Source organism: Pseudomonas sp. GLN_2 (assembly GCF_043106005.1).
In the GTDB taxonomy this organism is placed as follows: Bacteria; Pseudomonadota; Gammaproteobacteria; order Pseudomonadales; family Pseudomonadaceae; genus Aquipseudomonas; species Aquipseudomonas alloputida.
Window position 1 is genome coordinate 76960 of sequence record NZ_JBICMC010000020.1, and the last position, 26484, is coordinate 103443.

At 61.5% G+C, this 26484-nt stretch carries 29 protein-coding genes; 15 read left to right on the forward strand and 14 right to left on the reverse strand.

From position 1 onward, the window contains the following. Positions 1–12: 12 nt before the first annotated feature. The 7 genes from hpf to ACF8Q6_RS05095 all read right to left on the reverse strand — a co-directional run bounded on the left by hpf (position 13) and on the right by ACF8Q6_RS05095 (position 5399). On the reverse strand, positions 13–321 hold the full coding sequence (hpf, locus tag ACF8Q6_RS05065; RefSeq protein WP_003255135.1) for a ribosome hibernation-promoting factor, HPF/YfiA family: 309 nt from the start codon (positions 319–321) through the stop codon (positions 13–15). Positions 322–400: 79 nt separating this feature from the next. Next, complete coding sequence (locus ACF8Q6_RS05070) at positions 401–1894, reverse strand: RNA polymerase factor sigma-54 (RefSeq protein ID WP_003255133.1); 1494 nt, start codon at positions 1892–1894, stop codon at positions 401–403. A 175-nt stretch (positions 1895–2069) separates the two neighbouring features. Then, a complete protein-coding gene (gene lptB, locus ACF8Q6_RS05075) occupies positions 2070–2795 on the reverse strand; it encodes an LPS export ABC transporter ATP-binding protein (RefSeq protein ID WP_003255132.1) in 726 nt (241 codons plus the stop codon). Then, a complete protein-coding gene (gene lptA, locus ACF8Q6_RS05080) occupies positions 2796–3320 on the reverse strand; it encodes a lipopolysaccharide transport periplasmic protein LptA (protein ID WP_003255131.1) in 525 nt (174 codons plus the stop codon). Next, positions 3307–3879 (reverse strand): LPS export ABC transporter periplasmic protein LptC, encoded by a 573-nt coding sequence (gene lptC, locus ACF8Q6_RS05085; protein ID WP_012051313.1) that lies wholly within the window; start codon positions 3877–3879, stop codon positions 3307–3309. Before lptC ends, lptA begins: the two co-directional genes overlap by 14 nt. An 8-nt stretch (positions 3880–3887) precedes the next feature. Next, entirely contained in the window at positions 3888–4412 is a 525-nt protein-coding gene (locus ACF8Q6_RS05090) for an HAD family hydrolase (RefSeq protein WP_012051314.1), read from the reverse strand. Positions 4413–4424: 12 nt separating this feature from the next. Beyond that, positions 4425–5399, reverse strand: coding sequence for an SIS domain-containing protein (locus ACF8Q6_RS05095; RefSeq protein ID WP_392489472.1), 975 nt, complete (start codon positions 5397–5399; stop codon positions 4425–4427). A 248-nt stretch (positions 5400–5647) separates the two neighbouring features. Here ACF8Q6_RS05095 and ACF8Q6_RS05100 point away from each other — a divergent pair, with 248 nt between their 5' ends. The 10 genes from ACF8Q6_RS05100 (at position 5648) to hisC (ending at position 13729) form a co-directional block, all read left to right on the forward strand. Continuing rightward, the gene (locus ACF8Q6_RS05100; RefSeq protein ID WP_003255127.1) at positions 5648–6457 is read left to right on the forward strand and encodes an ATP-binding cassette domain-containing protein; all 810 of its coding nucleotides are present in this window, start codon (positions 5648–5650) and stop codon (positions 6455–6457) included. After that, on the forward strand, positions 6457–7254 hold the full coding sequence (gene mlaE, locus ACF8Q6_RS05105; RefSeq protein WP_003255125.1) for a lipid asymmetry maintenance ABC transporter permease subunit MlaE: 798 nt from the start codon (positions 6457–6459) through the stop codon (positions 7252–7254). Before ACF8Q6_RS05100 ends, mlaE begins: the two co-directional genes overlap by 1 nt. Next, positions 7254–7739 carry an outer membrane lipid asymmetry maintenance protein MlaD gene (mlaD, locus tag ACF8Q6_RS05110; protein ID WP_014755441.1) on the forward strand — a complete coding sequence of 162 codons (486 nt, stop codon included), beginning with the start codon at positions 7254–7256 and terminating at the stop codon, positions 7737–7739. Before mlaE ends, mlaD begins: the two co-directional genes overlap by 1 nt. Positions 7740–7748: 9 nt before the next feature. Next, on the forward strand, positions 7749–8396 hold the full coding sequence (locus ACF8Q6_RS05115; RefSeq protein WP_003255123.1) for a phospholipid-binding protein MlaC: 648 nt from the start codon (positions 7749–7751) through the stop codon (positions 8394–8396). Further along, on the forward strand, positions 8393–8695 hold the full coding sequence (locus ACF8Q6_RS05120; RefSeq protein WP_003255122.1) for a lipid asymmetry maintenance protein MlaB: 303 nt from the start codon (positions 8393–8395) through the stop codon (positions 8693–8695). The genes ACF8Q6_RS05115 and ACF8Q6_RS05120 overlap by 4 nt, the downstream gene beginning before the upstream one ends. 117 nt (positions 8696–8812) lie before the next feature. Next, positions 8813–9052, forward strand: a complete 240-nt coding sequence (locus tag ACF8Q6_RS05125) for a BolA family protein (RefSeq protein WP_003255121.1) — start codon at positions 8813–8815, stop codon at positions 9050–9052. 23 nt (positions 9053–9075) lie between these two features. Continuing rightward, on the forward strand, positions 9076–10341 hold the full coding sequence (murA, locus tag ACF8Q6_RS05130; RefSeq protein ID WP_003255119.1) for a UDP-N-acetylglucosamine 1-carboxyvinyltransferase: 1266 nt from the start codon (positions 9076–9078) through the stop codon (positions 10339–10341). Positions 10342–10432: 91 nt separating this feature from the next. Then, the gene (gene hisG, locus ACF8Q6_RS05135; protein WP_003255118.1) at positions 10433–11068 is read left to right on the forward strand and encodes an ATP phosphoribosyltransferase; all 636 of its coding nucleotides are present in this window, start codon (positions 10433–10435) and stop codon (positions 11066–11068) included. Positions 11069–11354: 286 nt separating this feature from the next. Further along, complete coding sequence (gene hisD, locus ACF8Q6_RS05140; protein WP_003255117.1) at positions 11355–12680, forward strand: histidinol dehydrogenase; 1326 nt, start codon at positions 11355–11357, stop codon at positions 12678–12680. A gap of 2 nt (positions 12681–12682) precedes the next feature. Further along, complete coding sequence (hisC, locus tag ACF8Q6_RS05145) at positions 12683–13729, forward strand: histidinol-phosphate transaminase (RefSeq protein ID WP_019750562.1); 1047 nt, start codon at positions 12683–12685, stop codon at positions 13727–13729. A 158-nt stretch (positions 13730–13887) separates the two neighbouring features. On the opposite strand, the gene ACF8Q6_RS05150 is transcribed toward hisC, so the two are convergent. Then, positions 13888–15072 carry an alkaline phosphatase family protein gene (locus tag ACF8Q6_RS05150; protein WP_392492743.1) on the reverse strand — a complete coding sequence of 395 codons (1185 nt, stop codon included), beginning with the start codon at positions 15070–15072 and terminating at the stop codon, positions 13888–13890. A 139-nt stretch (positions 15073–15211) separates the two neighbouring features. On the opposite strand from ACF8Q6_RS05150, the gene ACF8Q6_RS05155 reads away from it, so the two are divergent. The 4 genes from ACF8Q6_RS05155 to ACF8Q6_RS05170 all read left to right on the forward strand — a co-directional run bounded on the left by ACF8Q6_RS05155 (position 15212) and on the right by ACF8Q6_RS05170 (position 18076). Further along, positions 15212–15862 carry a FadR/GntR family transcriptional regulator gene (locus ACF8Q6_RS05155; RefSeq protein ID WP_014860108.1) on the forward strand — a complete coding sequence of 217 codons (651 nt, stop codon included), beginning with the start codon at positions 15212–15214 and terminating at the stop codon, positions 15860–15862. A 13-nt stretch (positions 15863–15875) separates the two neighbouring features. Next, complete coding sequence (locus ACF8Q6_RS05160; RefSeq protein WP_392492742.1) at positions 15876–17156, forward strand: CynX/NimT family MFS transporter; 1281 nt, start codon at positions 15876–15878, stop codon at positions 17154–17156. A gap of 109 nt (positions 17157–17265) precedes the next feature. Next, positions 17266–17742, forward strand: coding sequence for a nuclear transport factor 2 family protein (locus ACF8Q6_RS05165; protein WP_392492741.1), 477 nt, complete (start codon positions 17266–17268; stop codon positions 17740–17742). Continuing rightward, on the forward strand, positions 17735–18076 hold the full coding sequence (locus tag ACF8Q6_RS05170) for a GIY-YIG nuclease family protein (protein WP_003255109.1): 342 nt from the start codon (positions 17735–17737) through the stop codon (positions 18074–18076). The genes ACF8Q6_RS05165 and ACF8Q6_RS05170 overlap by 8 nt, the downstream gene beginning before the upstream one ends. Here ACF8Q6_RS05170 and yejK read toward each other — a convergent pair. Further along, positions 18024–19031, reverse strand: coding sequence for a nucleoid-associated protein YejK (gene yejK / locus ACF8Q6_RS05175; RefSeq protein WP_012270676.1), 1008 nt, complete (start codon positions 19029–19031; stop codon positions 18024–18026). The two genes, ACF8Q6_RS05170 and yejK, sit on opposite strands and share 53 nt — an antisense overlap. A 369-nt stretch (positions 19032–19400) precedes the next feature. Between yejK and ACF8Q6_RS05180 the strand changes: the two genes are divergently transcribed. Further along, positions 19401–19682 (forward strand): HU family DNA-binding protein, encoded by a 282-nt coding sequence (locus ACF8Q6_RS05180; RefSeq protein WP_003255106.1) that lies wholly within the window; start codon positions 19401–19403, stop codon positions 19680–19682. Positions 19683–19729: 47 nt separating this feature from the next. Here the strand turns inward: ACF8Q6_RS05180 and rlmF are convergent, their stop codons facing one another. From rlmF to ACF8Q6_RS05205, 5 genes are all read right to left on the reverse strand, one after another. After that, positions 19730–20683, reverse strand: a complete 954-nt coding sequence (rlmF, locus tag ACF8Q6_RS05185) for a 23S rRNA (adenine(1618)-N(6))-methyltransferase RlmF (protein WP_012051325.1) — start codon at positions 20681–20683, stop codon at positions 19730–19732. Positions 20684–20861: 178 nt separating this feature from the next. Continuing rightward, positions 20862–23708 (reverse strand): valine--tRNA ligase, encoded by a 2847-nt coding sequence (locus ACF8Q6_RS05190; protein ID WP_003255103.1) that lies wholly within the window; start codon positions 23706–23708, stop codon positions 20862–20864. Positions 23709–23888: 180 nt separating this feature from the next. Further along, positions 23889–24254, reverse strand: a complete 366-nt coding sequence (locus ACF8Q6_RS05195; protein WP_392491258.1) for a DNA polymerase III subunit chi — start codon at positions 24252–24254, stop codon at positions 23889–23891. A 5-nt stretch (positions 24255–24259) separates the two neighbouring features. After that, complete coding sequence (locus ACF8Q6_RS05200) at positions 24260–24688, reverse strand: DNA polymerase III subunit chi (protein WP_392491259.1); 429 nt, start codon at positions 24686–24688, stop codon at positions 24260–24262. Positions 24689–24738: 50 nt separating this feature from the next. Beyond that, positions 24739–26232 carry a leucyl aminopeptidase gene (locus tag ACF8Q6_RS05205; RefSeq protein WP_161773537.1) on the reverse strand — a complete coding sequence of 498 codons (1494 nt, stop codon included), beginning with the start codon at positions 26230–26232 and terminating at the stop codon, positions 24739–24741. Positions 26233–26484 lie beyond the last annotated feature (252 nt).

Below are 26484 nucleotides of genomic sequence, written 5' to 3' on the forward strand. Positions count from 1 at the left end.
GGATGAGGGGGATCAGCGGGCAGCTGCACCTTGCAGCAGGCTTTGCTGTTTTTCCTTGTGTTTTTTCAGTTGGCGGTCGAGCTTGTCGGCCAAGGCGTCGATCGCTGCATACATGTCTTCGTGTTCGGCGTTGGCTACCACTTCGCCGCCGGGAATCTGCAGGGTCGCCTCGACCTTCTGCTGAAGCTTCTCGACTTTCATGATTACCTGCACGTTGGTGATCTTGTCGAAGTGACTCTCCACGCGGGCGAGCTTTTCAAGCACGTAATCGCGCAGTGGCTGGGTGACTTCTACATGCTGTCCACTGATATTGACTTGCATACAGCTTCTCCTTTGTTGCCCGTGCATAAAGAGGCAGGTCTTGCACCTGCCACGAAAACGCTGTGGCACATCTCAGGGGCTACATCAGTCGCTTGCGTTCGCTCGACGGTGCGATGCCGAGAGACTCGCGGTACTTGGCGACGGTGCGACGGGCTACCTGGATGCCTTGTGCCTCCAGTAAACCAGCGATCTTGCTGTCACTCAATGGCTTTTTCTGATTTTCCGCCGCAACCAGTTTCTTGATGATCGCGCGGATCGCCGTGGACGAGCATTCTCCGCCTTCGGAGGTACTGACATGGCTGGAGAAAAAGTATTTCAGTTCGTAGATGCCACGCGGGGTGTGCATGTATTTCTGCGTGGTAACCCGCGAGATGGTCGATTCGTGCATGCCTACGGCTTCGGCAATGTCATGCAGTACCAACGGCTTCATCGCTTCGTCGCCGTGGTCGAGGAAGCCGCGCTGGTGCTCGACGATCTGCGTGGCAACCTTCATCAGGGTTTCGTTACGGCTCTGCAGGCTCTTGATGAACCAGCGCGCTTCCTGCAGCTGGTTGCGCATGAAGGTGTTGTCGGCGCTGGTGTCGGCACGGCGCACGAAGCCGGCGTATTGTGGGTTGACGCGCAGGCGTGGGATGGCTTCCTGGTTCAGTTCTACCAGCCAACGGTCGCTGTCCTTGCGCACGATGACGTCGGGCACCACGTACTCGGGCTCGCTGGACTCGATCTGCGAACCAGGGCGCGGGTTAAGGCTTTGCACCAGTTCGATGACCTGGCGCAGCTCGTCTTCCTTGATTTTCATCCGCCGCATCAGCTGGCTGTAGTCACGGCTGCCGAGCAGGTCGATGAAATCGGTAACCAGGCGCTTGGCTTCGGTCATCCACGGCGTTGTAGCGGGCAGCTGGCGCAGTTGCAGCAACAGGCATTCGCCCAGATTGCGGGCGCCGACGCCAGCCGGCTCGAACTGCTGGATGCGGTGCAGTACTGCTTCGACCTCGTCCAGCTCGATATCCAGCTCCGGGTCGAACCCTGCGCAGATTTCTTCGAGTGTGTCTTCCAGGTAGCCCTGGCCGTTGATGCTGTCGATCAGGGTCACGGCAATCAAGCGGTCGGTGTCGGACATCGGCGCCAGGTTCAACTGCCACAGCAGGTGGCTTTGCAGGCTTTCGCCGGCCGATGTGCGCGTGGTGAAGTCCCATTCGTCATCATCGTTGCTCGGCAGGCTGCTGGCGCTGGTCTGGTAGATGTCTTCCCAGGCCGTATCGACCGGGAGCTCGTTGGGGATGCGCTCGCTCCACTCACCGTCTTCCAGGTTGTCGGCGCTGACGGTGCTTTCCTGGAAACTGTTGTCCTGAACTTCGGCGGCCGGCTTGTTCTCGGCGTTGTCGGCCATCGGGTCGCTGTTGTCGAAGTCTTCGCCGTCTTCCTGACGTTCGAGCATCGGGTTCGACTCCAGCGCTTCCTGGATTTCCTGTTGGAGGTCCAGGGTAGAGAGCTGGAGCAGGCGGATGGCCTGTTGCAACTGAGGTGTCATCGTCAGTTGCTGGCCCATTTTTAGGACGAGCGATGGTTTCATGGCAGGGGCTTAATACCTTGTTCGCCGGCGCGCATGCGCCATCCACTACACGAGGGCGCCGAAGCGCCAGATCAAGCAAGTTTTATGCCTTAAATTGTAGCGTTTGCCTAGAGTACCGTAACAACTTTACCCCCAGTCTCAGGGCTGTTTGCCAGTACTTCAGGCGCGTACCGGGTCAGAGGCGGAACTCGTGACCCAGGTAAACTTCTTTGACCAAGTCGTTTGCCAGGATGGTTTCAGCGTCGCCTTCGGCGATCAGTCGGCCATCGTTGACGATATAAGCGGTTTCGCAGATATCCAGGGTTTCACGCACGTTGTGGTCGGTAATCAGTACGCCGATACCTTTGGCCTTGAGGTGGTGGATGATCTGCTTGATGTCGCCGACCGAAATCGGGTCGACACCGGCAAACGGTTCGTCCAGCAGGATGAACTTGGGTGCGGTCGCCAGGGCGCGCGCAATTTCGACGCGGCGGCGTTCACCACCGGACAGGCTCATGCCGAGGTTGTCCCGGATGTGGCTGATGTGGAACTCCTGCAGCAGGCTTTCCAGCTCTTTGCGGCGGCCGTCCCGGTCGAGGTCCTTGCGGGTCTCGAGGATGGCCATGATGTTGTCGGCGACCGACAGCTTGCGGAAGATCGAGGCTTCCTGCGGCAGGTAGCCGATACCGGCGCGAGCGCGGCCGTGCATGGGCTGGTGGCTGACATCGAGGTTGTCGATCAGTACGCGGCCCTGTTCGGCCTGGACCAGCCCGACAATCATGTAGAAGCAGGTGGTCTTGCCGGCGCCGTTGGGGCCGAGCAGGCCGACGATCTGGCCGCTGTCGATAGACAGGCTGACATCACGTACTACCTGCCGCCCCTTGTAGCTCTTTGCCAGGTGCTGGGCTTTGAGGGTTGCCATTTACTCGGCCTTCTTCTTGGGCTGGATCACCATGTCGATGCGCTGACGGGGTGTTGTCACATTGCCGCCACGGCCGGCGGTCGCCACCTGGGTCTGAGTGTTGTAGACGATCTTTTCGCCTTCGGTGGTATTGCCTTCGCTCTCGACCTTGGCGCGGTCGGTGAGAATGACCAAGTCCTTCTGCGACTGGTACTGGATGGTTACGCCCCAGCCTTTCATCTTGTCCGGCTTGGCTGCGCTCTGCTGCTGCTCGAAGTAGGCCAGGTTGCCCACCGAGGTCACTACGTCGATATCGCCAGAGGCGGAGCGGGTAATGGTCACGGTGTTGCCTTTGATCATCATCGAACCCTGAGTGATGATCACGTCGCCGGTGTAAGTGGCCACGCCTTGCTTGTCATCCAGGTGAGCGTTGTCGGCCTGGATGCGGATAGGCTGGTCACGGTCGTTCGGCAGGGCGAGGGCGCTCGCGCTTCCCAGTGCTGCGCTCAGGCTGAGCAAAAGGGGGAGGGTTTTAACGAGCCTCATACTGTCCTCTTACGTTAGAGAGCAAGTCCATCTTGCCTTCTTTCAAATACGCTTTCATGCCTTTGCCCGTAGTTGTGCCTCCGGCGCCGTCGATTCTAACGGCTTGCTCGGTCTGCGCATATTGCTTCTGCGGGAACACGGTCATGCGTGAGCTGGTAATGATGGTTTCACGCTGCTTTTCATCGGTGCGGGCAATCCGTACCTTGTCGATCAGTTCGACCTCGGTACCGTCAGGATTGACCTCGGCGCGTGTGCTCTGCACATGCCACGGGTACTCGGTGCCGCGGTACAGGTGCAGGTCCGGTGTGGTCACCTGGGTGACTTCGCTGGTCTTGAGGTGTTCGATCCTGTCGGCGGTCATTTCGTATTGCAGCTTGCCGTCGGGCAGGAACTGCACGCTGTGGGCGTTGATCGCGTAGTAATCGATGGCGCTTTCGTCGACTTGGGCCACGGGCTTGTCGAGGAAGCTTTCCGGGCTGACATTCCAGTAGCCAATGGCTACCAACAGGGCGGCTATCGCCCCCAGCAGCACAATGTTTCGGGCTTTCTTGCTGAGCATGGGCAGCCTTACAGGTAGTTGGCGTTGGCAGTGTCCAGGGTGCCCTGGGCCTGCATGATCAATTCGCAGAATTCACGGGCCGCGCCTTCGCCGCCACGTGCCTGGGTCACGCCGTGGGCGTGCTGGCGTACGAACGGTGCGGCGTTGGCTACGGCCATGCCCAGAGCCACCCGGCGAATCACCGGCAGGTCGGGCAGGTCGTCGCCCAGGTAAGCCACTTGATCATAGCTTAGGCCCAGTTCGGCGAGCAGGCCGTCAAGCACCACCAATTTGTCCTCCCGGCCTTGGTAGAGGTGCGGGATGCCGAGGTTACTGGCCCGGCGTTCGACCACTGGGGTCTTGCGCCCGCTGATGATCGCGGTGGTCACGCCCGAGGCCATGAGCATCTTGATGCCCTGGCCGTCGAGGGTATTGAACGTCTTGAATTCGCTGCCATCCTCGAGGAAGTACAGGCGCCCGTCGGTGAGCACGCCGTCCACGTCGAAGACTGCCAGCTTGATGCCTTTGCCGCGTTGCATGAGGTCCTGGTTCATTCCATCGCTCCTTTACATTACGCCGGCGCGCAGCAGGTCATGCATGTTCAGGGCGCCGGTCGGGCGGTCTTCATGGTCCACCACCACCAGGGCGTTGATCTTGTGGTCTTCCATTATCTTCAGGGCTTCGGCGGCGAGCATGTCGGCACGCGCAGTCTTGCCGTGAACGGTCATGACCTGGTCGATCAGGGTGGTGTGCACATCGATATTGCGGTCCAGGCTGCGGCGCAGGTCACCGTCGGTAAAGATCCCGGCCAGTTTGCCATCGGCTTCGACGATCACGGTCATGCCCAAACCTTTGTGGGACATTTCCAGCAGCGCGTCCTTGAGCAGGGTGCCGCGGGGTACTTGAGGCAGGTCGTCGCCGGCGTGCATCACGTTCTCGACCTTCAGCAGCAGGCGGCGGCCCAGCGCGCCTCCCGGGTGCGAGAAGGCGAAGTCCTCGGCGGTGAAGCCGCGGGCTTCGAGCAAGGCGATGGCCAGGGCGTCGCCCAGTACCAGCGCTGCCGTGGTGGAGGAGGTGGGGGCCAGGTTCAGCGGGCAGGCCTCTTGTGCGACACGTGCGTCAAGGTTGACCTCGGCGGCCTGGGCCAGCGGCGAGTCCGGGTTGCCGGTCAGGCTGATCAGCTTGATGCCAAGGCGTTTGATGAACGGCAGCAGGGTGACGATTTCGGCGGTGCTGCCGGAGTTCGACAGCGCAAGGATGACATCATCCCGGGTGATCATGCCCATGTCGCCATGGCTGGCTTCGGCCGGATGCACGAAAAACGCCGGTGTGCCGGTGCTGGCCAGGGTCGCGGCGATCTTGTTGCCGATGTGCCCGGACTTGCCCATGCCGACCACGACGACCCGGCCCTTGCTGGTCAGAATCAGTTCGCAGGCTTTGACGAAATTGTCGTCGATGCGCGCCAAAAGGGCCTCTACGGCCTCGAGTTCCAGGCGCAGAGTGCGTTGGGCGGATTGGATCAGCTCGCTGGATTGGCTCATGTCGAAAAAGCAATGCCTGATGAAAGGGCGACGATTATACGCGCAATGATGAAAACCCTCACCTCCTCGATTGCTGCAGTGAATACCACCAAAGCCTGTCCCTGGGCTGAACGACTGCTTGCCCGGCCTTGGGGCGGGGCTGTCAGCGGTGCTATAGTTCGCCGCTATTCGGCCTGTCAGGGGTGCGTGTGCCTTCCAGATGGAGGCCGGCGTCCATTAGGACGAGGCTGCATTAGCAAGGAGTCTAGATGAGTGTGGATAGCGCCTACGCGGTCGAGTTGAAGGGTGTAACCTTCAAACGTGGTTCGCGCAGCATTTTCAGCAACGTGGACATCAGCATCCCGCGCGGCAAGGTCACCGGCATCATGGGGCCATCGGGGTGCGGCAAGACCACGTTGCTCCGCCTGATGGGCGCACAGTTGCGCCCCGCGAGCGGTGAGGTATGGGTTGCCGGGCAGAACCTGCCGACGCTGTCGCGCAGCGACCTGTTCGACGCCCGCAAGCAGATGGGCGTGCTGTTCCAGAGCGGCGCGTTGTTCACCGACCTCGATGTGTTCGAGAACGTCGCGTTCCCGCTGCGCGTGCATACTCAGCTGTCGGACGAAATGATCCGTGACATCGTGTTGATGAAGCTGCAGGCCGTGGGTCTGCGCGGTGCCATCGACCTGATGCCCGACGAGCTGTCCGGTGGCATGAAGCGCCGTGTGGCACTGGCCCGGGCGATTGCCCTGGACCCGCAGATCCTCATGTACGACGAACCGTTCGTCGGCCAGGACCCGATCGCCATGGGGGTACTGGTGCGCCTGATTCGCCTGCTCAACGATGCCCTGGGCATCACCAGCATCGTGGTTTCCCATGACCTGGCAGAAACCGCCAGCATCGCCGACTACATTTACGTGGTAGGTGACGGCCAAGTGCTGGGCCAGGGGACGCCTGATGAGCTGATGGGTTCGGACAATCCACGGATCCGCCAATTCATGAAAGGCGACCCGGATGGCCCGGTTCCCTTCCACTTTCCCGCGCCTGACTACCGCGCCGACCTGCTGGGGGCGCGTTGATGCGCAGAAAATCCTTACTCGAACGTGTCCGCCTGCTGGGCCGCTCGGCAATCGACGTGCTGGCCGTGCTCGGGCGTTCGTGCCTGTTCCTGTTCCATGCGCTGGTCGGTCGCGGTGGTATTGGCGGCGGCTTCCAGCTGCTGACCAAGCAGTTGTACTCGGTGGGTGTGCTGTCGCTGGCGATCGTCGTCGTGTCCGGTGTGTTCATCGGCATGGTGCTGGCGCTGCAGGGCTACAGCATCCTGACCAAGTACGGCTCGGAGCAGGCGGTAGGGCAGATGGTCGCCCTGACCCTGCTGCGTGAACTTGGCCCGGTGGTAACGGCGTTGCTGTTTGCCGGGCGTGCCGGTTCCGCGCTGACCGCCGAAATCGGCAACATGAAGTCCACCGAGCAGTTGTCGAGCCTGGAAATGATCGGTGTCGACCCGCTCAAGTACATCGTTGCGCCACGCCTGTGGGCCGGTTTCATCTCGCTGCCGCTGTTGGCGCTGATCTTCAGCGTGGTCGGTATCTGGGGTGGCTCGTGGGTGGCGGTGGACTGGCTGGGTGTCTACGAGGGCTCGTTCTGGGCCAACATGCAGAACAGTGTTTCTTTCACTGACGACGTGCTCAACGGGCTGGTCAAGAGCCTGGTGTTTGCTTTCGTCTCGACCTGGATCGCCGTATTCCAGGGGTACGACTGTGAGCCCACCTCAGAAGGGATCAGTCGTGCAACCACCAAGACCGTGGTCTATGCCTCGTTGGCAGTGCTGGGTCTGGACTTTATTCTGACCGCCTTGATGTTTGGAGATTTCTGATGCAAAACCGCACCCTGGAAATCGGTGTCGGCCTGTTCCTCCTGGCCGGGATCCTGGCGCTGCTGCTGCTGGCCCTGCGTGTCAGCGGGCTGTCGGCCAGCCCGAGCAGCGATACCTATAAAGTTTATGCTTACTTCGACAATATCGCCGGTTTGACGGTCAGAGCTAAAGTGACCATGGCCGGTGTGACCATCGGCAAGGTCACCGCCATCGATCTGGACCGTGATTCCTACACCGGTCGGGTGACGTTGCAGCTGGACAAGTCGGTCGATAACCTGCCGACCGACTCCACTGCCTCGATCCTGACCGCCGGTTTGCTTGGTGAGAAGTACATCGGCATCAGCGTTGGCGGTGAAGACGACGTTCTCAAGGATGGTGCAACCATCCATGACACTCAGTCGGCACTGGTGCTGGAGGATCTGATTGGCAAGTTCCTGCTCAACTCTGTTGGCAAGGAACCGAAAGAAGCGCAACCGGCTAATTAAGGAGTACCCATGATTTCGATCCTGCGACGTGGCTTGCTGGTGCTGCTGGCGGCCTTCCCCCTGCTGGCCCTGGCTGTGCAGACACCGCACGAAGTGGTTCAAAGCACCACCAATGAACTGCTCGGCGACCTCAAGGCCAACAAGGAACAGTACAAGTCCAACCCCAACGCCTTCTATGACTCGCTCAACCGCATTCTCGGCCCGGTGGTGGATGCCGACGGTATCTCGCGTAGCATCATGACCGTGAAGTACTCGCGCAAGGCGACCCCGGAGCAGATGCAGCGCTTCCAGGAAAACTTCAAGCGCAGCCTGATGCAGTTTTATGGCAATGCCTTGCTCGAGTACAACAACCAGGGCATCACTGTCGACCCGGCTAAAGCCGATGACGGCAAGCGCGCCAGTGTCGGCATGAAGGTTACCGGCAACAACGGTGCCGTGTACCCCGTGCAGTACACCCTGGAGAACATTGGCGGCGAGTGGAAGGTGCGTAACGTGATCGTCAACGGCATCAACATCGGCAAGCTGTTCCGTGACCAGTTCGCCGATGCCATGCAGCGCAACGGCAATGACCTGGACAAGACCATCGACGGCTGGGCTGGCGAAGTGGCCAAGGCCAAGCAGGCTGCCGACAACTCGCCAGAGAAGACCGTCAAATGAGCGAGGCCGCTGTAAGCATGGCAGAGCCGGGCGTGCTGCGTCTGGCTGGCGTGCTGGATTACCGCAGCGGCCCGGCCTTGCGCAAGCAAGGCAAGGTGCTGATCGATGGCTCGCGCGAGCCGCGACTGGTGCTTGATTGCTCGGCTGTCGAGAAGTCGTCGAGTGTTGGCTTGTCGTTATTGCTTGCGTACATGCGTGATGCTCAGGCCACTGGCAAGGCGTGCGAAGTGCGTGGCATGCCTGACGACATGCGGGAAATTGCCGAGGTCTATGATCTCGATGAAGTGCTGGCAAGCTAGTGGCCCGGCACGGATGATGGCCCCTCGGTCAGCGAAGCCTTCGTTGGGCTTCGCAGGCGAGGGGCTTTTTTGTATGATGGCCGACCCGTGCGCATCGGGCGCCGATTGAGGTTGAGCATGCAGGCCGTAGAAGTTAAAAGCTTCCTTGAAGAGAAATTGCCGGGTTCCCGGGTCGAAGTTGAAGGCGAAGGCTGCAACTTCCAGTTGAACGTGATCAGCGACGAGTTGGCTGGCCTGAGTCCGGTCAAACGCCAGCAGGCGATCTATGCTCACCTGAATCCGTGGATCGCCAATGGCAGCATCCATGCGGTAACCATGAAATTTTTCAGCAGCGCAGCCTGGGCTGAGCGCACCTGAGCCAACTTGGCGGCGAGACTCCAATGGACAAACTGATTATTACTGGCGGCGCTCGCCTTGACGGCGAGATCCGCATTTCGGGCGCGAAAAACGCAGCCCTGCCGATTCTGGCAGCGACCCTGCTGGCCGATGGCCCGGTCACCGTGGGCAACCTGCCGCACCTGCACGACATCACCACCATGATCGAGCTGTTCGGGCGCATGGGCATCGAGCCTGTGATCGACGAAAAGCTGTCGGTGGAGATCGACCCACGCACCATCAAGACCCTGGTCGCGCCGTACGAGCTGGTCAAGACCATGCGCGCCTCGATCCTGGTGCTGGGCCCGATGGTTGCCCGTTTCGGCGAAGCCGAAGTGGCCCTGCCTGGCGGTTGCGCCATTGGCTCGCGCCCGGTCGATCTGCACATCCGTGGCCTTGAGGCCATGGGGGCGAAGATCGAAGTGGAAGGCGGCTACATCAAGGCCAAGGCGCCTGAAGGTGGCCTGCGTGGCGCGCACTTCTTCTTCGACACCGTCAGCGTGACCGGTACCGAGAACATCATGATGGCCGCTGCCTTGGCCAAGGGCCGCAGCGTGTTGCAGAACGCCGCGCGTGAGCCTGAAGTGGTCGATTTGGCCAACTTCATCAACGCCATGGGCGGGAACATTCAGGGCGCAGGTACCGACACCATCACCATCGATGGTGTCGAACGACTGGATTCGGCCAACTACCGCGTGATGCCGGACCGCATCGAGACCGGTACCTACCTGGTTGCCGCTGCCGTGACCGGTGGCCGCGTCAAGGTCAAGGACACCGACCCTACCATCCTTGAAGCCGTGCTTGAAAAACTCAAGGAAGCGGGTGCCGACATCAACACCGGCGAGGACTGGATCGAACTGGACATGCATGGCAAGCGGCCGAAAGCCGTGAACCTGCGTACTGCCCCGTATCCGGCGTTCCCGACCGACATGCAGGCGCAGTTCATCTCGCTGAACGCCATTGCCGAAGGCACTGGCGCGGTAATCGAGACCATCTTCGAAAACCGCTTCATGCATGTTTACGAAATGCACCGCATGGGCGCGCAGATCCAGGTCGAAGGCAACACCGCCATCGTCACTGGCGTCAAGGCGCTGAAGGGTGCCCCGGTCATGGCCACCGACCTGCGTGCTTCCGCCAGCCTGGTGCTGTCGGCGCTGGTTGCCGAAGGCGATACCCTGATCGATCGCATCTACCACATCGACCGTGGTTACGAGTGCATCGAGGAAAAACTGCAGATGCTCGGCGCGAAAATCCGCCGCGTACCGGGCTAGTACCCCGCGGGTGCAAGGACGCACCTTTTGAATTGAATGCGGCCAGGTCGATGACCTGGCCGGCAGCAGCCGCTTAAGGACCGACGTTCCAATGTTGACCATCGCGCTTTCCAAAGGCCGTATTCTCGACGATACCTTGCCGTTGCTCGCCGAGGCCGGCATCGTGCCGACCGAAAACCCGGACAAGAGCCGCAAACTGATCATCCCCACCACGCAGGACGATGTGCGCCTGCTGATCGTGCGTGCCACCGACGTGCCGACCTATGTCGAGCATGGTGCTGCCGACCTGGGTGTGGCCGGCAAGGACGTGCTGATGGAGTACGGCGGCCAGGGCCTGTATGAGCCTCTGGACCTGCAGATTGCTCAATGCAAGCTGATGACCGCGGGCGTAGTCGGCGCAGCCGAGCCCAAGGGCCGCCTGCGTGTGGCCACCAAGTTCGTCAACGTAGCCAAGCGTTACTATGCCGAACAAGGTCGCCAGGTCGACATCATCAAGCTGTATGGCTCGATGGAGCTGGCGCCGCTGATCAACCTTGCCGACAAGATCATCGACGTGGTCGACACCGGCAATACCCTGCGTGCCAACGGCCTGGAACCCCAGGAACTGATCGCCACGATCAGCTCGCGCCTGGTGGTCAACAAAGCCTCCATGAAAATGCAGCACGCCCGTATCCAGAGCCTGATCGACACGCTGCGTCAAGCGGTCGAATCGCGACACCGCGGTTGACTCCTGCGCGCGACCTTCGCTGTCGCGCCCGTCTATCCGCGTCATAGCCATTTTTCTCGGGTGCCCGCGCGGATGGACTGGTAGCTTGGGATTGTGCGAAAAGTCGCCGAGCGGCGATCATGCAAGAACGAAAACAGGCGAGGAACGGCCGGGGTCGTGCCCGACTTTGCTGGTTGCAAATGAGCATTCCGAGCCTGTTTTTAACGTAGCATGATCGTCGCGCAGGCACTTTTCGCACAATCCCCTAGGGCGCCTGAGCATTCGCTAATATTACGAGGCCCTCGCCATGACCGTGTCCACTGCAATTGCCCGTCTCAACGCCGCTGATCCGGATTTCGCCCGACATCTGGATCATCTGCTGAGCTGGGAAAGTGTGTCCGATGACGCGGTCAATCAGCGCGTGCTCGACATCATCAAGGCCGTGCGTGAACGCGGTGATGCGGCGCTGGTGGAATTCACCCAGCGCTTCGATGGTGTTGACGCCAAGTCGATTGACGACCTGATCCTCAATCGCGCGCGCCTGGAACTGGCGCTGACCCGTATTACCCCGGTCCAGCGCGAGGCCCTGGAAAAGGCCGCCAACCGTGTGCGCATTTATCACGAGCGGCAGAAGCAGGATTCCTGGCAGTACACCGAGGCCGACGGCACCGTGCTCGGCCAGAAGGTCACCCCGCTGGACCGTGCTGGCCTGTATGTGCCGGGCGGCAAGGCGTCGTACCCGTCGTCGGTGCTGATGAACGCCATCCCGGCCAAGGTTGCCGGCGTGGCTGAAGTGGTGATGGTGGTACCGACCCCGCGTGGTGAGGTCAACGAGCTGGTGCTGGCGGCTGCCTGCATCGCCGGTGTCGACCGGGTATTCACCGTCGGTGGTGCCCAGGCCGTGGCTGCGCTGGCCTACGGTACTGAAAGCGTGCCGCAGGTGGACAAGATCGTCGGCCCGGGCAACATCTACGTTGCCACCGCCAAACGCCACGTGTTCGGCCAGGTCGGCATTGACATGATCGCCGGCCCCTCGGAAATTCTCGTGGTGTGCGACGGTCAGACCGACCCGGACTGGATTGCCATGGACCTGTTCTCCCAGGCCGAGCACGACGAAGACGCCCAGGCCATCCTGGTCAGCCCGGATGCCGCCTTCCTCGATCGTGTGGCTGCCAGCATCGACAAGCTGATGCCGACCATGGAACGTGCCGATATCATCGAGAAGTCGATCAATGGCCGTGGTGCGCTGATCCAGGTGCGTGACATGCAGCAGGCCATGGACGTGGCCAACCGCATTGCACCGGAGCACCTGGAGCTGTCGGTGGCCGACCCGCAAGCCTGGCTGCCACACATTCGCCACGCTGGCGCGATCTTCATGGGCCGCCACACCAGCGAAGCGCTGGGCGATTACTGCGCTGGCCCTAACCACGTGCTGCCCACTTCAGGTACCGCGCGTTTTTCGTCGCCGCTGGGGGTGTATGACTTCCAGAAGCGTTCGTCGATCATCTTCTGCTCCGAACAGGGCGCTTCCGAACTGGGCCACACTGCCTCGGTCCTGGCCCGTGGCGAGTCGCTGACCGCCCACGCCCGCAGCGCTGAATACCGTATCCTGACCCAAGAGAAGGGGAACTGAGCATGAGTCGATTCTGGAGCCCCTTCGTCAAGGACCTGGTGCCTTACGTGCCGGGCGAGCAACCCAAGCTGGCCCGCCTGGTCAAACTGAACACCAACGAAAACCCCTATGGCCCGTCGCCCAAGGCGCTGGAGGCCATGCGCGGCGAGCTGAACGATAACCTGCGCCTGTACCCGGACCCGAACGGTGACCGTCTCAAGCAGGCGGTGGCCGAGTACTACGGCGTGACCCCGGCTCAAGTGTTTGTCGGCAACGGCTCGGACGAGGTGCTGGCGCACATCTTCCACGGCCTGTTCCAGCACGATGCGCCCCTGCTGTTCCCGGACATCAGCTACAGCTTCTACCCGGTCTACTGCGGCCTGTACGGCATTGCCTTCGAACAGGTGGCGCTGGATGAGCAGTTCCAGATCCGCATTGAGGACTACAAAAAGCCCAACGCTGGCATCATCTTCCCCAACCCCAACGCGCCGACCGGTTGCCTGATGCCGTTGCAGGTGGTGGAGCAGCTGCTGCAGGCCAACCGTGATTCGGTGGTGGTGGTGGATGAGGCCTACATCGATTTCGGTGGTGAAACGGCGATCAGCCTGGTGGACCGCTACGATAACCTGCTGGTTACCCAGACGCTGTCGAAGTCGCGCTCGCTGGCGGGGCTGCGAGTGGGCCTGGCGGTGGGGCATCCGGACCTGATCGAGGCGTTGGAGCGGATCAAGAACAGCTTCAACTCCTATCCGCTGGACCGTGCAGCTATCGTCGGTGCGGCGGTGGCGTTCGAAGACCGTGAGTACTTCGAGGACACCTGCCGCAAGGTGATAGACAGCCGGGAGGTATTGGTCAGTCAGCTGCAGGCCAAGGGCTTTGAGGTGCTGCCGTCGGCTGCCAACTTCATTTTCGCCCGCCACCCGCAGCAGGATGCCGGCGAGCTGGCGGCACGCCTGCGCGAGCAGGGCGTGATCGTGCGTCACTTCAAGCAGCCGCGTATTGCCCAGTTCCTGCGGATTACCATCGGTACGCCGGAAATGAACCAGGCACTGCTGGATGCGTTGAGCTGACGTGTAGGAGCGGGTTTACCCGCGAATACGGTAGCGGCGGCAACGGTGAACGGCGGGTGAAAACTGGCCAGCAGGGCCGGCCCTTTCGCGGGTGAACCCGCTCCTACGGGGATCGCGCCAGCCCTTGAGCAACGACAGAACTGTTGCTTCTCAAGGGCTTAATAGCGGCGGTCTTCGATCACAAATGGCTTGGCTGCCGGCCTGTTGCGCACCGCCGCCGGTGTACCATCCAGCACCAGTACATAATCGTTCTGCTTGTCCATCCCCTCCGGATCGATCCATTGGTCGTCTCTGGCCGCAACCTGGGCAACCACATGGCCGTTCTTGATAATGGTCAGATAACCCTTGGCGTTACTGTTCCAGCGTAGCCGTCCTTTGTTTTCATCGGCCCGCGCCTTGCGCACACCGGTATCACCCAGTAAAGGCGTGCCGTCCAAAAGCCACTGCGGCTGCAGCTTGAGGTCCATGTGGCGCAGCACCGTGGGCGCTACCGAGGTCTGCGCAGGAAGCCCGTACAGGCCGCCGGGCCCAGGCATCTCCACAGGAAGGCTCAGCTCGGTCAGTTCCTGATTCAACGGCTTGTTGCTGGCGATGAAGATACTCTTTTCCTGCTCCGAAGCGCCGCCATGGCCTTTCCCCCAATAGTCCCGGCCATGGTCGGTACTGACGAGTACCAGCCAGTCTTCCTGTGGGAACATGCGACGCCGCTGGTCTACCTTGTCCAATAGCCGCCCGATCTCGCTGTCGGCCTTGCGCAACGCCTGCGCATAGTGCTCACCATAACCCCTTTGATGGCCGATCTGGTCAGGTTCGTCCAGTTGAATGAACGTGAAGTCGGCGGGTGTGTCACCCAGGATCTGCAACGTACGCTCAATCACCTGTTCATCTGGCAAACCACTTTCGCGTACATCGGCGTCATGGGCGTCCTCCAGCAGAAATGCCGTGTTGATGGGGGACCAGTTGACGATGCTGGAGAGGTACGCATTGGGGTAGGCCAGGCGTAGCCGCTTGAACAGGCTGGGAAACGCCGGGTTTACCCGTTGCGAGTCGTCGTCCGATTCAACGCCATGCTTGTCGCTCCACACGCCAGTCAGCAAAGTGATCCAGCCAGGGCCGCTCAACGTGAGCTGCTCGCTGGCTTTACCATTGATACCCCCGGCGTAAGCCTTACCGTAGTAAAGCCGCTGCTTCAGGTTGGTTGCATCGCCCAGTTGCAAATACTGCTGCAGTTGCACGCCATCAAGGCCGATGAGCAAGGTCTTGGGGCGGCTCGGGTGCCGGGCCGGGTCACAGCCTGGCTGCAGGGCCAGGAACAGCAGTAACAGCAAACTCGCCATTCGCATGTGGGCGCATCCTTGAAAGCACGCAACGAGCGTTGCAACAAAGTGGCATGCCCACAACTGGCAGAAATACCAGGTGGTTTACGTCTTTGCCTGCAATCCAGTAAGCTGCAGCAATTCATCGGATGATTGGTTGAGTGGCATGAATACAGAGCTGACCAAGCGTTCCCTAGTGGAATTGGCGGTAGAGCGCATGCGCGAATGCATCGTGCTGGGCGATTGGCAGGTCGGCCAGCGCCTGCCTACCGAGCCCGAGCTTGCCTTGCAACTGGGCATTAGCCGTAACACGGTGCGTGAGGCCATGCGCGTGCTGGCGTTCAGTGGCCTGGTGGAAATTCGCCAGGGAGACGGAAGCTACCTGCGCACTGCCCAGGACCCGCTGCAGGCGGTGCACGCGATGTCCCGGTGTACGCCCGAGCAGGCCCGTGAAACCCGCCATATCCTCGAGGCGGAGGCCGTCGGGCTGGCGGCCTTGCGCCGTACCGATACCGACCTGCAAGCGCTACGGGATGCCCTGGAAGGCAGTGCCGGGCATTTTCACGGCGATGTCGATGCCTATGTGGCCTGCGACCTGGTGTTCCACCAGCGGCTGGTCGATGCCGCCCACAACCCGGCATTAAGCGAACTGTACCGTTACTTTTCCGGGGTCGTGGCTGCCGCTCTGCAACACAATATGGCCACCGTTCCGCGCTGCCAGGCCACGTTCGACTTGCATGGGCAGATCCTCGACGCCATCGAGCAACGGGACGCTGAACGGGCCAAGCGCCTGAGCCGTACCCTAATTGAATCCTGACACCGAGAAGGCCATGGCTGAATCCATCACCCGTAATACCCCATCGAACGAGCGGGATCTCGATGAGCTGCTGATCGACGCTGAAGCTGACGACGAACAGGTCCAGCAGCAGGCTGTGGTGTTGCGGCGGCCCTGGCTGTTGCTGCTGGGCCTGGTGCTGGTGGCCTTGAACCTGCGCCCGGCATTGTCGAGCATGGCGCCGGTGCTGGGCCAAGTATCTGAAGGCTTGGGGCTGAATGCTTCGCAGGCGGGCTTGCTGACCACCTTGCCGGTGCTCTGCCTGGGCCTGTTTGCTCCCTTGGCGCCGTTGCTGGCGCGGCGGTTTGGCAGCGAGCGGGTGATTCTTGGCATCCTCCTCACCTTGGCACTTGGCCTCGTGGTACGAAGTACCTTTGGGGCTATCGGGGTGTTCCTTGGGAGCCTGATGGCGGGGGCCAGCATCGGCATTATCGGCGTATTGTTGCCCGGTATCGTCAAGCGCGACTTTCCGCAGCACGCTGGCACGCTGACCGGTGTATACACTATGGCATTGTGCCTGGGCGCGGCCATGGCCGCAGGTGCCACCGTACCTTTGGCCCAGCATTTCGACGGCAGCTGGGCACTAGGGTTGGGCTTCTGGGTGCTGCCGGCTTTGCTGGCCATGCTGGTGTGGCTGCCACAGGCCCGTCAGGGGCATGGGCTGCACAAGGTGGCCTATCGCGTGCGAGGCTTGTGGCGTGACCCACTGGCCTGGCAGGTGACCCTGTATATGGGCCTGCAGTCATCACTGGCTTACATCGTGTTCGGTTGGTTGCCATCGATCCTGATCGGTCGCGGCCTCAGCCCTACCGAGGCAGGGCTGGTGCTGTCGGGGTCGGTAATCGTGCAGTTGATCAGCTCGCTCAGTGCCCCCTGGCTGGCCACCCGCGGCAAGGACCAGCGGCTGGCAATCGTGGTGGTCATGTCGGGTACGCTGGCGGGGCTGTTCGGTTGCCTGTATGCGCCAATTTCCGGGTTGTGGGGGTGGGCCATTGTGCTGGGCCTGGGGCAGGGCGGTACCTTTGCCCTGGCGCTGACCTTGATCGTGCTGCGCTCGAAAGATGCCCATGTGGCGGCGAACTTGTCGAGTATGGCCCAAGGGGTGGGTTATACCCTGGCCTCAATGGGGCCTTTCGCGGTGGGCCTGGTGCATGACCTGACCGGCGGCTGGGCGGCATTGGGTTGGATTTTTGCGGTACTGGGCGTTGGCGCCGTCGTGTTCGGGCTGGGTGCCGGGCGGGCACTGCAGGTGCAGGTGACCTGCGAAAAAGTCTGAAGCATGTTTTTGCAGTACCGTCCTCTTGCCTGCCAAGAGGACGGTACTGGCATAAGCCATCGGGGCAGATTATCGTGCAGTTTTCGAACCTAGGACGGACAAGCCCACAATGAGCGATGCCAACCGCGCCCTGATTACCCGTTTCTACCAGGCTTTCCAGCGCCTGGATGCCGACGCCATGCTGGCCTGCTACAGCAGCGATATCGTTTTCAGCGACCCGGTGTTCGGCACCCTGCGCGGCAAGGACGCAGGCGATATGTGGCGGATGCTCACCACCCGCGCCAAGAACTTCACCCTGACATTCGACAGCATACGTGCAGATGAGCACAGTGGCAGCGCGCACTGGGTGGCTACCTACCTGTTCAGCCAGACCGGCCGGGTTGTGGTCAACGATATCCGGGCACGCTTTATCATGCGTGATGGGCTGATTTGCCAGCATGACGATACCTTTGACCTGTGGCGCTGGTCGCGGCAAGCGTTGGGTGTTCCTGGAATGCTGCTGGGGTGGTCGCCGCTGATGCAGAACAAGGTCCGCCTGCAGGCATTCAAGGGGTTGCGCGCATTCCAGCAGGCCCAGGGTGAGTGAAGTCGTCGAACCTGCCGTTGGTAAGCCCTGGTTTGTCTATCTGGTAAGGGCAGCCAATGGCTCGTTGTATTGCGGCATCAGCGATGACCCGCAGCGTCGGTTCGCCGCGCATCAGAAAGGGCAGGGCGCCCGCTATTTCAAGACCAGCCCGGCCCAGGCGCTGGTGTACGTGGAGCAGTGGCCGGACAAGGGCGCGGCGCTGCGCCAGGAGCGGTTGGTGAAGCGGCTGCGCAAGTCGGCGAAGGAGGCACTGGTGGCCTCCTTTGGCGGCTTGGGGGAAATCAGTCCTTGCGGCGCTTCAGCTGATCCACCAAGGTTGTCGGCAGCCCCTTGATGATCAAGGTCCCCGCCGCTTCGTCATACTCCACCTTGTCCCCCAGCAGATGCGCCTCGAAGCTGATCGACAGCCCCTCGGCACGCCCGGTGAAACGGCGGAACTGGTTGAGGGTGCGTTTGTCCGCCGGGATTTCCGGCGACAGGCCATAGTCCTTGTTGCGGATGTGGTCGTAGAACGCTTTGGGGCGGTCCTCGTCGATCAGGCTGGACAGCTCTTCGAGCGTCACTGGCTCGCCCAGCTTGGTCTGGGTGGTGGCGTACTCGACCAGGGTCTGGGTCTTTTCGCGGGCGGATTCTTCCGGCAGGTCTTCGCTTTCGACGAAATCGCTGAAGGCCTTGAGCAGGGTGCGCGTTTCGCCCGGGCCGTCGACGCCTTCCTGGCAGCCGATGAAGTCGCGGAAGTAATCCGACACCTTCTTGCCGTTCTTGCCCTTGATGAACGAAATATACTGCTTGGAGTTCTGGTTGTTCTTCCACTCCGACAGGTTGATGCGTGCTGCCAGGTGCAGCTGGCCAAGGTCGAGATGACGGGAAGGGGTCACGTCGAGCTCGGCATTCACCGCCACGCCTTCGCTATGGTGCAGCAGGGCGATCGCCAGGTACTCGGTCATGCCTTGCTGATAGTGGGCAAACAGGATGTGGCCGCCGGTGGACAGGTTGGACTCTTCCATCAGCTTCTGCAGATGCTCGACAGCCACGCGGCTGAAGGCGGTGAAGTCTTTTTCTTCATCCAGGTACTGCTTCAGCCAGCCGCTCAGCGGGTAGGCGCCCGATTCGCCGTGGAAAAAGCCCCAGGCCTTGCCTTGCTTGGCGTTGTAGCTGTCATTGAGGTCGGCCAGGAGGTTTTCGATGGCATCGGAGGCAGCCAGTTCGGAGTCGCGAGCATGCAGCACGGCGGGGCTGCCATCGGGCTTTTTGTCGATCAGGTGAACGATGCAATGACGGATTGGCATGGAATTCTCGGCGAGCTGCAAAAGTTGCCAAGTTTAACCTAGACCTGAGGTGATGCAGTGGCCGTATGTTGGCAGATATGTCGGTTGTTCGTTTTTTGTTCAATTTTGTGTGTTTTCAGCTGAAACCCCCGAAAAACCTGCATTTAATCAAAGTGCGAAGCGGATATTTATCCATTCATGTGGTAGTTTTGCGCGGTCTTGCGCCCCTCGTGTGCGCATTGCTGGCAGCATGCTGTCGTCGTGTCGAACCAAACGCCGATTTTCGTATCTACATACGCAATTGGCGCGGCCCTCCATTTCAAGGGGCTGGCCCGATAACGTCGTAGTCCGCTGCATAACCATCGAATTTGATAGGGAAGGAACACCACCATGGCATTGACCAAAGACCAACTGATTGCCGACATCGCCGAATCGATCGCCGCGCCAAAAGCCACCGCCAAGAACGCTCTGGAACAACTGGGCCAGATCGTTGCCGACCAGCTGGAAAACGGCGCTGAAATCACTCTGCCAGGCATCGGCAAGCTGAAAGTCTCCGAGCGTCCTGCCCGTACCGGCCGCAACCCTTCGACTGGCGCTGCCATCGAAATCGCTGCCAAGAAAGTCGTCAAGTTCGTTCCAGCCAAAGTGCTGACCGACGCTATCAACAAGTAATTGTTGTTTTGACGAAACCGCGCCCGGCTTGCCCGGGCGCGGTTTTTTCATGCCTGTGATTTACGCTGGGCGTGCCAGGCCTGGCGTGCGGCGTCGTCATGGAAGCTCCAGGCGACCATGCGGCTCTGTTTCTGCCCCTGGCCCATCTCGATGATGCGTACGGCCTTGGCGCCGGACTTCTTCAACGCGGCCTCGATGCCCGGCAGGTTGCTGGCCTTGGACACCAGGCTGGTGAACCACAGCACCCGTTCGGCGTACTGCACGCTTTCGCCAATCAGCTGGGTGACAAAGCGGATTTCGCCACCCTCGCACCACAGTTCATTGTTCTGGCCACCGAAGTTCAGCACCGGCAGCTTGCGCTTGGGGTCCTGCTTGCCGAGGTTCTTCCATTTGCGCTGGCTGCCGCGGGTGGCTTCGTCGCGTGAGGCATGGAAGGGCGGGTTGCACAGGGTCAGGTCAAAGCGTTCGCCCTCCTGCAGCAGGCCGCTGAGGATGTGCGCTCGGTTGGCCTGCTGGCGCAGGGTAATGGCTTTGCCCAGGCCATTGGCCTGGACGATAGCCTTGGCCGAGGCCAGAGCCACGGGGTCGATGTCTGAACCGAGGAAGCGCCAGCGGTAGTCGCTGTGGCCCAGCAGTGGATAGATGCAGTTGGCCCCCACGCCGACGTCCAGCGCGCGCACTTGGGTGCCCCTTGGGACGTCGCCGGCATTGTCATCGGCCAACAGGTCGGCAGCTACGTGGATGTAGTCGGCACGGCCAGGAATGGGCGGGCACAGGTAATCGGCTGGGATGTCCCAGTGCTGGATGCCGTACTGGGCCTTGAGCAGTGCACGGTTGAACACGCGGACGGCTTCGGGGTTGGCAAAGTCGATGCTGGGCTTGCCGTGGGGGTTGGTGATGGTGAAACGGGCCAGATCAGGATGGGCCTTGATCAGGCTGGGGAAGTCGTAGCGACCCTGGTGGCGGTTACGTGGGTGCAGGGTGGGTTTGTTCGGGGTCATGACAGTGTCCAGCCCTATACGAGCGGTGGCTTGAAGAACCTGGGGCTGCTACGCAGCCCTTTCGCGACACAAGGCCGCTCCCACAGGGTGATGGCGCCTTGAAGGTTGGCGCCGTCCTGTGGAAGCGGCCTTGTGTCGCGAAAGGGCCGTGCAGCGGCCCCAACGGTCTCTCTAGTGATTACAGCGCTGCAATCCGCGCATGCTGCTCGGTGAAGTTGGCCAGGGCCTGTTCGGACTCGGCCAGCTTGGCGCGTTCCTTCTCGATCACTGCAGGCGGGGCCTTGTCGACGAAGGCTGCGTTGGACAGCTTGCCGCCAACACGTTGCACTTCACCTTGCAGACGCTGGATTTCCTTGTTCAGGCGCGCCAGCTCGGCATCCTTGTCGATCAGCCCGGCCATTGGCACCAGCACTTGCAGGTCACCGACCAGGGCGGTAGCGGACAGCGGCGCTTCGTCGGCATCACCCAGTACGGTGAACGACTCGACCTTGGCCAGCTTCTTCAGCAGCGCTTCGTTTTCCTGCAGGCGGCGCTGGTCGTCGGCGTTGGCGTTCTTCAGGAACAGCGGCAGCGGCTTGCCGGGGCCGATGTTCATTTCGGCGCGGATATTGCGCAGGCCGACCATCAACTCTTTCAGCCACTCGATGTCGCCTTCGGCAGCGGCGTCAATACGTGCTTCGTTGGCCACTGGCCATGGCTGCAGCATGATGGTCTTGCCGTCGATGCCGGCCAGCGGCGCGATGCGCTGCCAGATTTCTTCGGTGATGAACGGCATGAACGGATGCGCAAGACGCAGTGCCACTTCCAGCACGCGCACCAAGGTGCGGCGGGTGCCACGGGCGCGCTCTACCGGGGCGTTTTCGTCCCACAGTACCGGTTTGGACAGCTCCAGGTACCAGTCGCAGTACTGGTTCCAGATGAATTCGTACAGCGCCTGACTGGCCAGGTCGAAGCGGAACTGCTCCAGCTGGCGGGTTACTTCGGCTTCGGTACGCTGAAGTTGCGAGATGATCCAGCGGTCGGCCAGCGACAGCTCGTAGGCTTCGCCGTTCTGGCCGCAGTCTTCACCCTTGTCCAGCACGTAGCGGGCAGCGTTCCAGATCTTGTTGCAGAAGTTGCGGTAGCCTTCGACGCGGCCCATGTCGAACTTGATGTCGCGGCCTGTCGAGGCCAGCGAGCAGAAGGTGAAGCGCAGGGCGTCGGTGCCGTAGCTGGCAATACCTTCGGGGAACTCGGCCTTGGTCTGCTTGGCGATCTTCTCGGCAAGCTTGGGCTGCATCATGCCGCTGGTGCGTTTTTCCAGCAGGGCGTCGAGGGTAATACCGTCGACGATGTCCAGCGGGTCCAGCACGTTGCCCTTGGACTTGGACATCTTCTGGCCTTGGCCGTCTCGTACCAGGCCGTGTACGTACACGGTCTTGAACGGTACCTGCGGGGTGCCGTCTTCGTTCTTGATCAGGTGCATGGTCAGCATGATCATGCGCGCAACCCAGAAGAAGATGATGTCGAAGCCAGTCACCAGCACGTCGGTGGAGTGGAACTTCTTGAGGAATTCGGTCTGTTCCGGCCAGCCCAGGGTGGAGAATGTCCACAGGCCCGAGCTGAACCAGGTGTCGAGTACGTCGTCATCCTGACGCAGGACCACGTCGGCGCCCAGCTTGTGCTTGGCGCGCACTTCTTCCTCGTTGCGGCCAACGTAGACCTGGCCGGCCTCGTCGTACCACGCAGGAATGCGGTGGCCCCACCACAGTTGGCGGCTGATGCACCAGTCCTGGATATCGCGCATCCAGGAGAAGTACATGTTCTCGTATTGCTTGGGCACGAACTGGATGCGGCCATCTTCCACGGCGGCGATGGCAGGCTCTGCCAGCGGCTTGGTGGAAACGTACCACTGGTCGGTCAGCCACGGCTCGATGACCGTGCCGGAACGGTCGCCTTTCGGCACTTTCAGGGCGTGGTCGTCGATGCTGACCAGCAGGCCCTGGGCGTCCAGGTCGGCGACGATCTGCTTGCGCGCGACAAAGCGGTCAAGGTTGGCGTACTGGGCCGGCAATTGGGTGTCGACCTGCTCGTTAACGCTGCCGTCGAGGTTGAAGGCCTGGGCGCTGGCCAGCACGAAGGCGTTCTTGTCGAAGATGTTCAGCAGTGGCAGGTTGTGACGCTTGCCGACTTCGTAGTCGTTGAAGTCGTGGGCCGGGGTGATCTTCACGCAACCGGTACCGAACTCGGGGTCGCAGTAGTCATCGGCGATGATCGGGATGCGGCGGCCGACCAATGGCAGTTCGACGAATTTGCCGATCAGTGCCTGGTAGCGTTCGTCGTTCGGGTTGACTGCTACGGCAGCGTCACCCAGCAGGGTTTCCGGACGCGTGGTGGCAACTACCAGGTAGTCCTGGCCTTCGGCGGTCTTGGCGCCGTCGGCCAGCGGGTAGCGCAGGTTCCACAGGTGGCCTTTCTCGTCGTGATTTTCCACTTCGAGGTCGGAGATGGCCGTGTGCAGCTTGGTGTCCCAGTTGACCAGGCGCTTGCCGCGGTAGATAAGGCCGTCTTCATGCAGGCGCACGAACGCTTCCTTTACCGCTTCGGAGAGGCCGTCGTCCATGGTGAAGCGTTCGCGGCTCCAGTCTACCGACGAGCCCAGGCGGCGAATCTGGCGGCTGATGTTGCCACCGGACTGATCCTTCCATTCCCAGACTTTTTCCAGGAACTTTTCGCGGCCCAGGTCATGACGGTTCTGGCCTTTGGCTTCAAGTTGGCGCTCGACCAGCATCTGCGTGGCGATACCCGCGTGATCGGTACCCGGCTGCCACAGGGTGTCGCGGCCTTGCATGCGGCGGAAACGGATCAGGGCGTCCATGATCGCGTTGTTGAACCCGTGGCCCATGTGCAGGCTGCCGGTTACGTTCGGCGGCGGGATCATGATGGTGTAGGACTCGCCTGCACCTTGTGGAGCGAAATAGTTCTCGGACTCCCAGGTGTTGTACCAGGAAGTTTCGATTGCGTGCGGCTGGTAGGTCTTATCCATGCGCGGCGGGACCCTGTGCATTTATTCGGGAAAGCCGGGAAGTATAACCAAGCTGGGGGCCGCAGGCGACAAGCTGCTGACAACTGTCGGAACAGAGTCGCCTGCTTCGCGGGCAAAGCGCAGGCTTCGAACCTGTGGGAGCGGGCTTGCCCGCGAAGCAGTCGACACCGCTGCCCGGTTCTACTCGGAACGCTTGATCAGCCGCTCGATCCGCGCATCCAGCCGGCGCTTGATTTCGTTCTCGATATGCGGGGTAAAGTCGTTGATCACGTCCTGCATGATCATCTGCGCTGCGGCGCGCAGTTCGCTTTCCAGGTGCAGCAGGGTGTCCTGGCGGCGGGTCTGCGGGTCGTCCTCGGGTTCGGCAGCTACCGGTTCGGCGGGCGCCGCGGGGGCGCTGGCGGCTTCGTCCAGCAGCAACGGAATCTGCTCTACCGTCTCGGTGAGCAGCGGCGGTTGCAGGTCGGCGTCGCCAAGCAGCTGACGGATCGACTCGAGGTCATCGAGCAGATGGGCGGAATCGGGCAAAGGGGAGGGCTTGTCCATCGTCGTCAAAGTCGCTGTAAGCGGTGGTCTTGCAGAGCATAGCCCTGTTCACGGTAGAAACGGAATCGTTCACGGGCTGATTGGCGGATAGCCGGCTCTTCAACAACGATTTCGGCCACCCGCTCGAACTGCCCGACAAAGCCCGGCACGCTGGCGCCGAGGTTGATCAGCAGGCCGTGGTGCTCGCCGGCGTTGTCAGCCAGGCCCAGAACCACGCCAGCATCGGCATGCACCTCGGCCATGTCGTGGGGCACGAAGGCCTCGCCCTTGAATCGCCACAAGCGTTGGTCCAGTTCACTGCGCTGTTCTGCATCCTGGCAGTGCAGATAGACCCGGTGGCCAAGGCGCCAGGCCTTCTCGCACAGCTTGCAGGCGAAATCGAGCCGCGCCGACAGCGAGTCGGTGGGCAGAATGTAGAAGTCGACTTTGCTCATGGTGGGAATCGCCGGCCGGTGGCGCGCAAGGCACCACCGGCTTCACGGCTTCAGGCGCCAGCGCGGTCCAGCAGGTACTGGGTCAGCAGAGGTACCGGGCGGCCAGTGGCGCCTTTGTCCTTGCCGCCACTGACCCAGGCGGTACCGGCAATGTCCATGTGCGCCCAGTTGTAGGCTTTGGCGAAGCGCGACAGGAAGCAACCCGCGGTGATCGTACCGGCCTTCGGCCCACCGATGTTGCCCATGTCGGCGAACGGGCTGTCCAGCTGCTCCTGGTATTCATCGAACAGCGGCAGCTGCCAGGCACGGTCGTCGGCGCGCTTGCCGGCATCGAGCAACTGCCCGACCAGGTCGTCGTTATTGCCCATCAGGCCGGAGGTGTGGCTGCCCAGGGCGACGATGCAGGCGCCGGTCAGGGTGGCGATGTCGATGACCGCCTGCGGCTTGAAGCGCTCGGCGTAGGTCAGGGTGTCGCACAGCACCAGGCGGCCTTCAGCGTCGGTGTTGAGGATTTCCACGGTCTGACCGCTCATGGTGGTGACGATGTCACCTGGGCGGGTGGCGCCGCCGCTTGGCATGTTCTCGGCGCAGGCCAGCAGGCACACCAGGTTGATCGGCAGTTGCAGCTCGAGCACTGCACGCAGGGTGCCGAACACGCTGGCGGCGCCGCACATGTCGTACTTCATTTCATCCATGCCGGCGCCTGGCTTGAGGCTGATGCCACCGGTGTCGAAGGTAATGCCTTTACCCACCAGCACGAATGGCTTGTCGGCCTTTTTGCCGCCCTGGTAATTGAGCACGATCAGGCGTGGCGGCTGGTCGCTGCCCTGGCCCACGGCGTAGAACGCGCCCATGCCCAGGTCCTTGATCTTTTTCTCGTCCAGCACTTCAACCTTGAGGGCCTTGTGCGCCTTGCCCAGTTCCTTGGCCTGTTCGGCCAGGAAGCTTGGGTGGCAAAGGTTGGGTGGTAGGTTGCCGAGGTCACGGGTGAAGGCCATGCCGCTGGCGATGGCGCTGGCATGCTTGACCGCACGCTCGACTTCGGCCTGTCCGGCCTTGTCGGCCAGCAGGGTGACCTTTTTCAGCGCACGCGGCTCGGCTTTCTGGCTTTTGAAACGGTCGAACACATATTCGCCGTCCAGCAGGGTTTCGGCCAGCAGGCGGTATTTGCCGTAATGGGCGTCGCGGTTGCTGACTGCGATATCGTCCAGGGCCAGTACTGCGTCAGTGCCGTTCAGGCCCTTGAGCACGCCAGCGACACTGGCCACCAGTTTGCGCCAGGCGCGGTCGCCCAAGGCTTCTTCCTTGCCGCTGCCCACCAGCAGCACGCGCTCGGCCTTCAGGCCCGGGAGGTTCTGTAGCAGCAGGGTCTGGCCCGGCTTGCCGGCCAGGTCGCCGCGCTTGAGCACGGCGCTGATGGCGCCTTCGCTGGCCTGGTCGACAGCCTTGGCAACAGCGCCGAGCTTGCGGTTTTCACCTACCGGAAGGACCAGTGTTGCGGTTTTTACGGATGCAGCAGCTACGCTTTTTACAACCAGTTCCATGTCAGGATCCCCGAATGATCGATACGAATGGCGCTGTGTGTTCCAGCGCTCTGGACGGGCCTGGCCGCGTCGTCGCGCACCAGCGGAAAAGCTGCCAGTTTGAGCCTGTGGCAAGCGTGCTGACAACCCCGTTGTACACCTTCGTACGCGGCCAAGTGACAGGGGCGGTCAATCACAGGATAATGCGCGCACTTTACATGGAGGTTCGCCTTTGGCGAACCGGCATTGGTCTTGGATGTACTAAGTCATTGT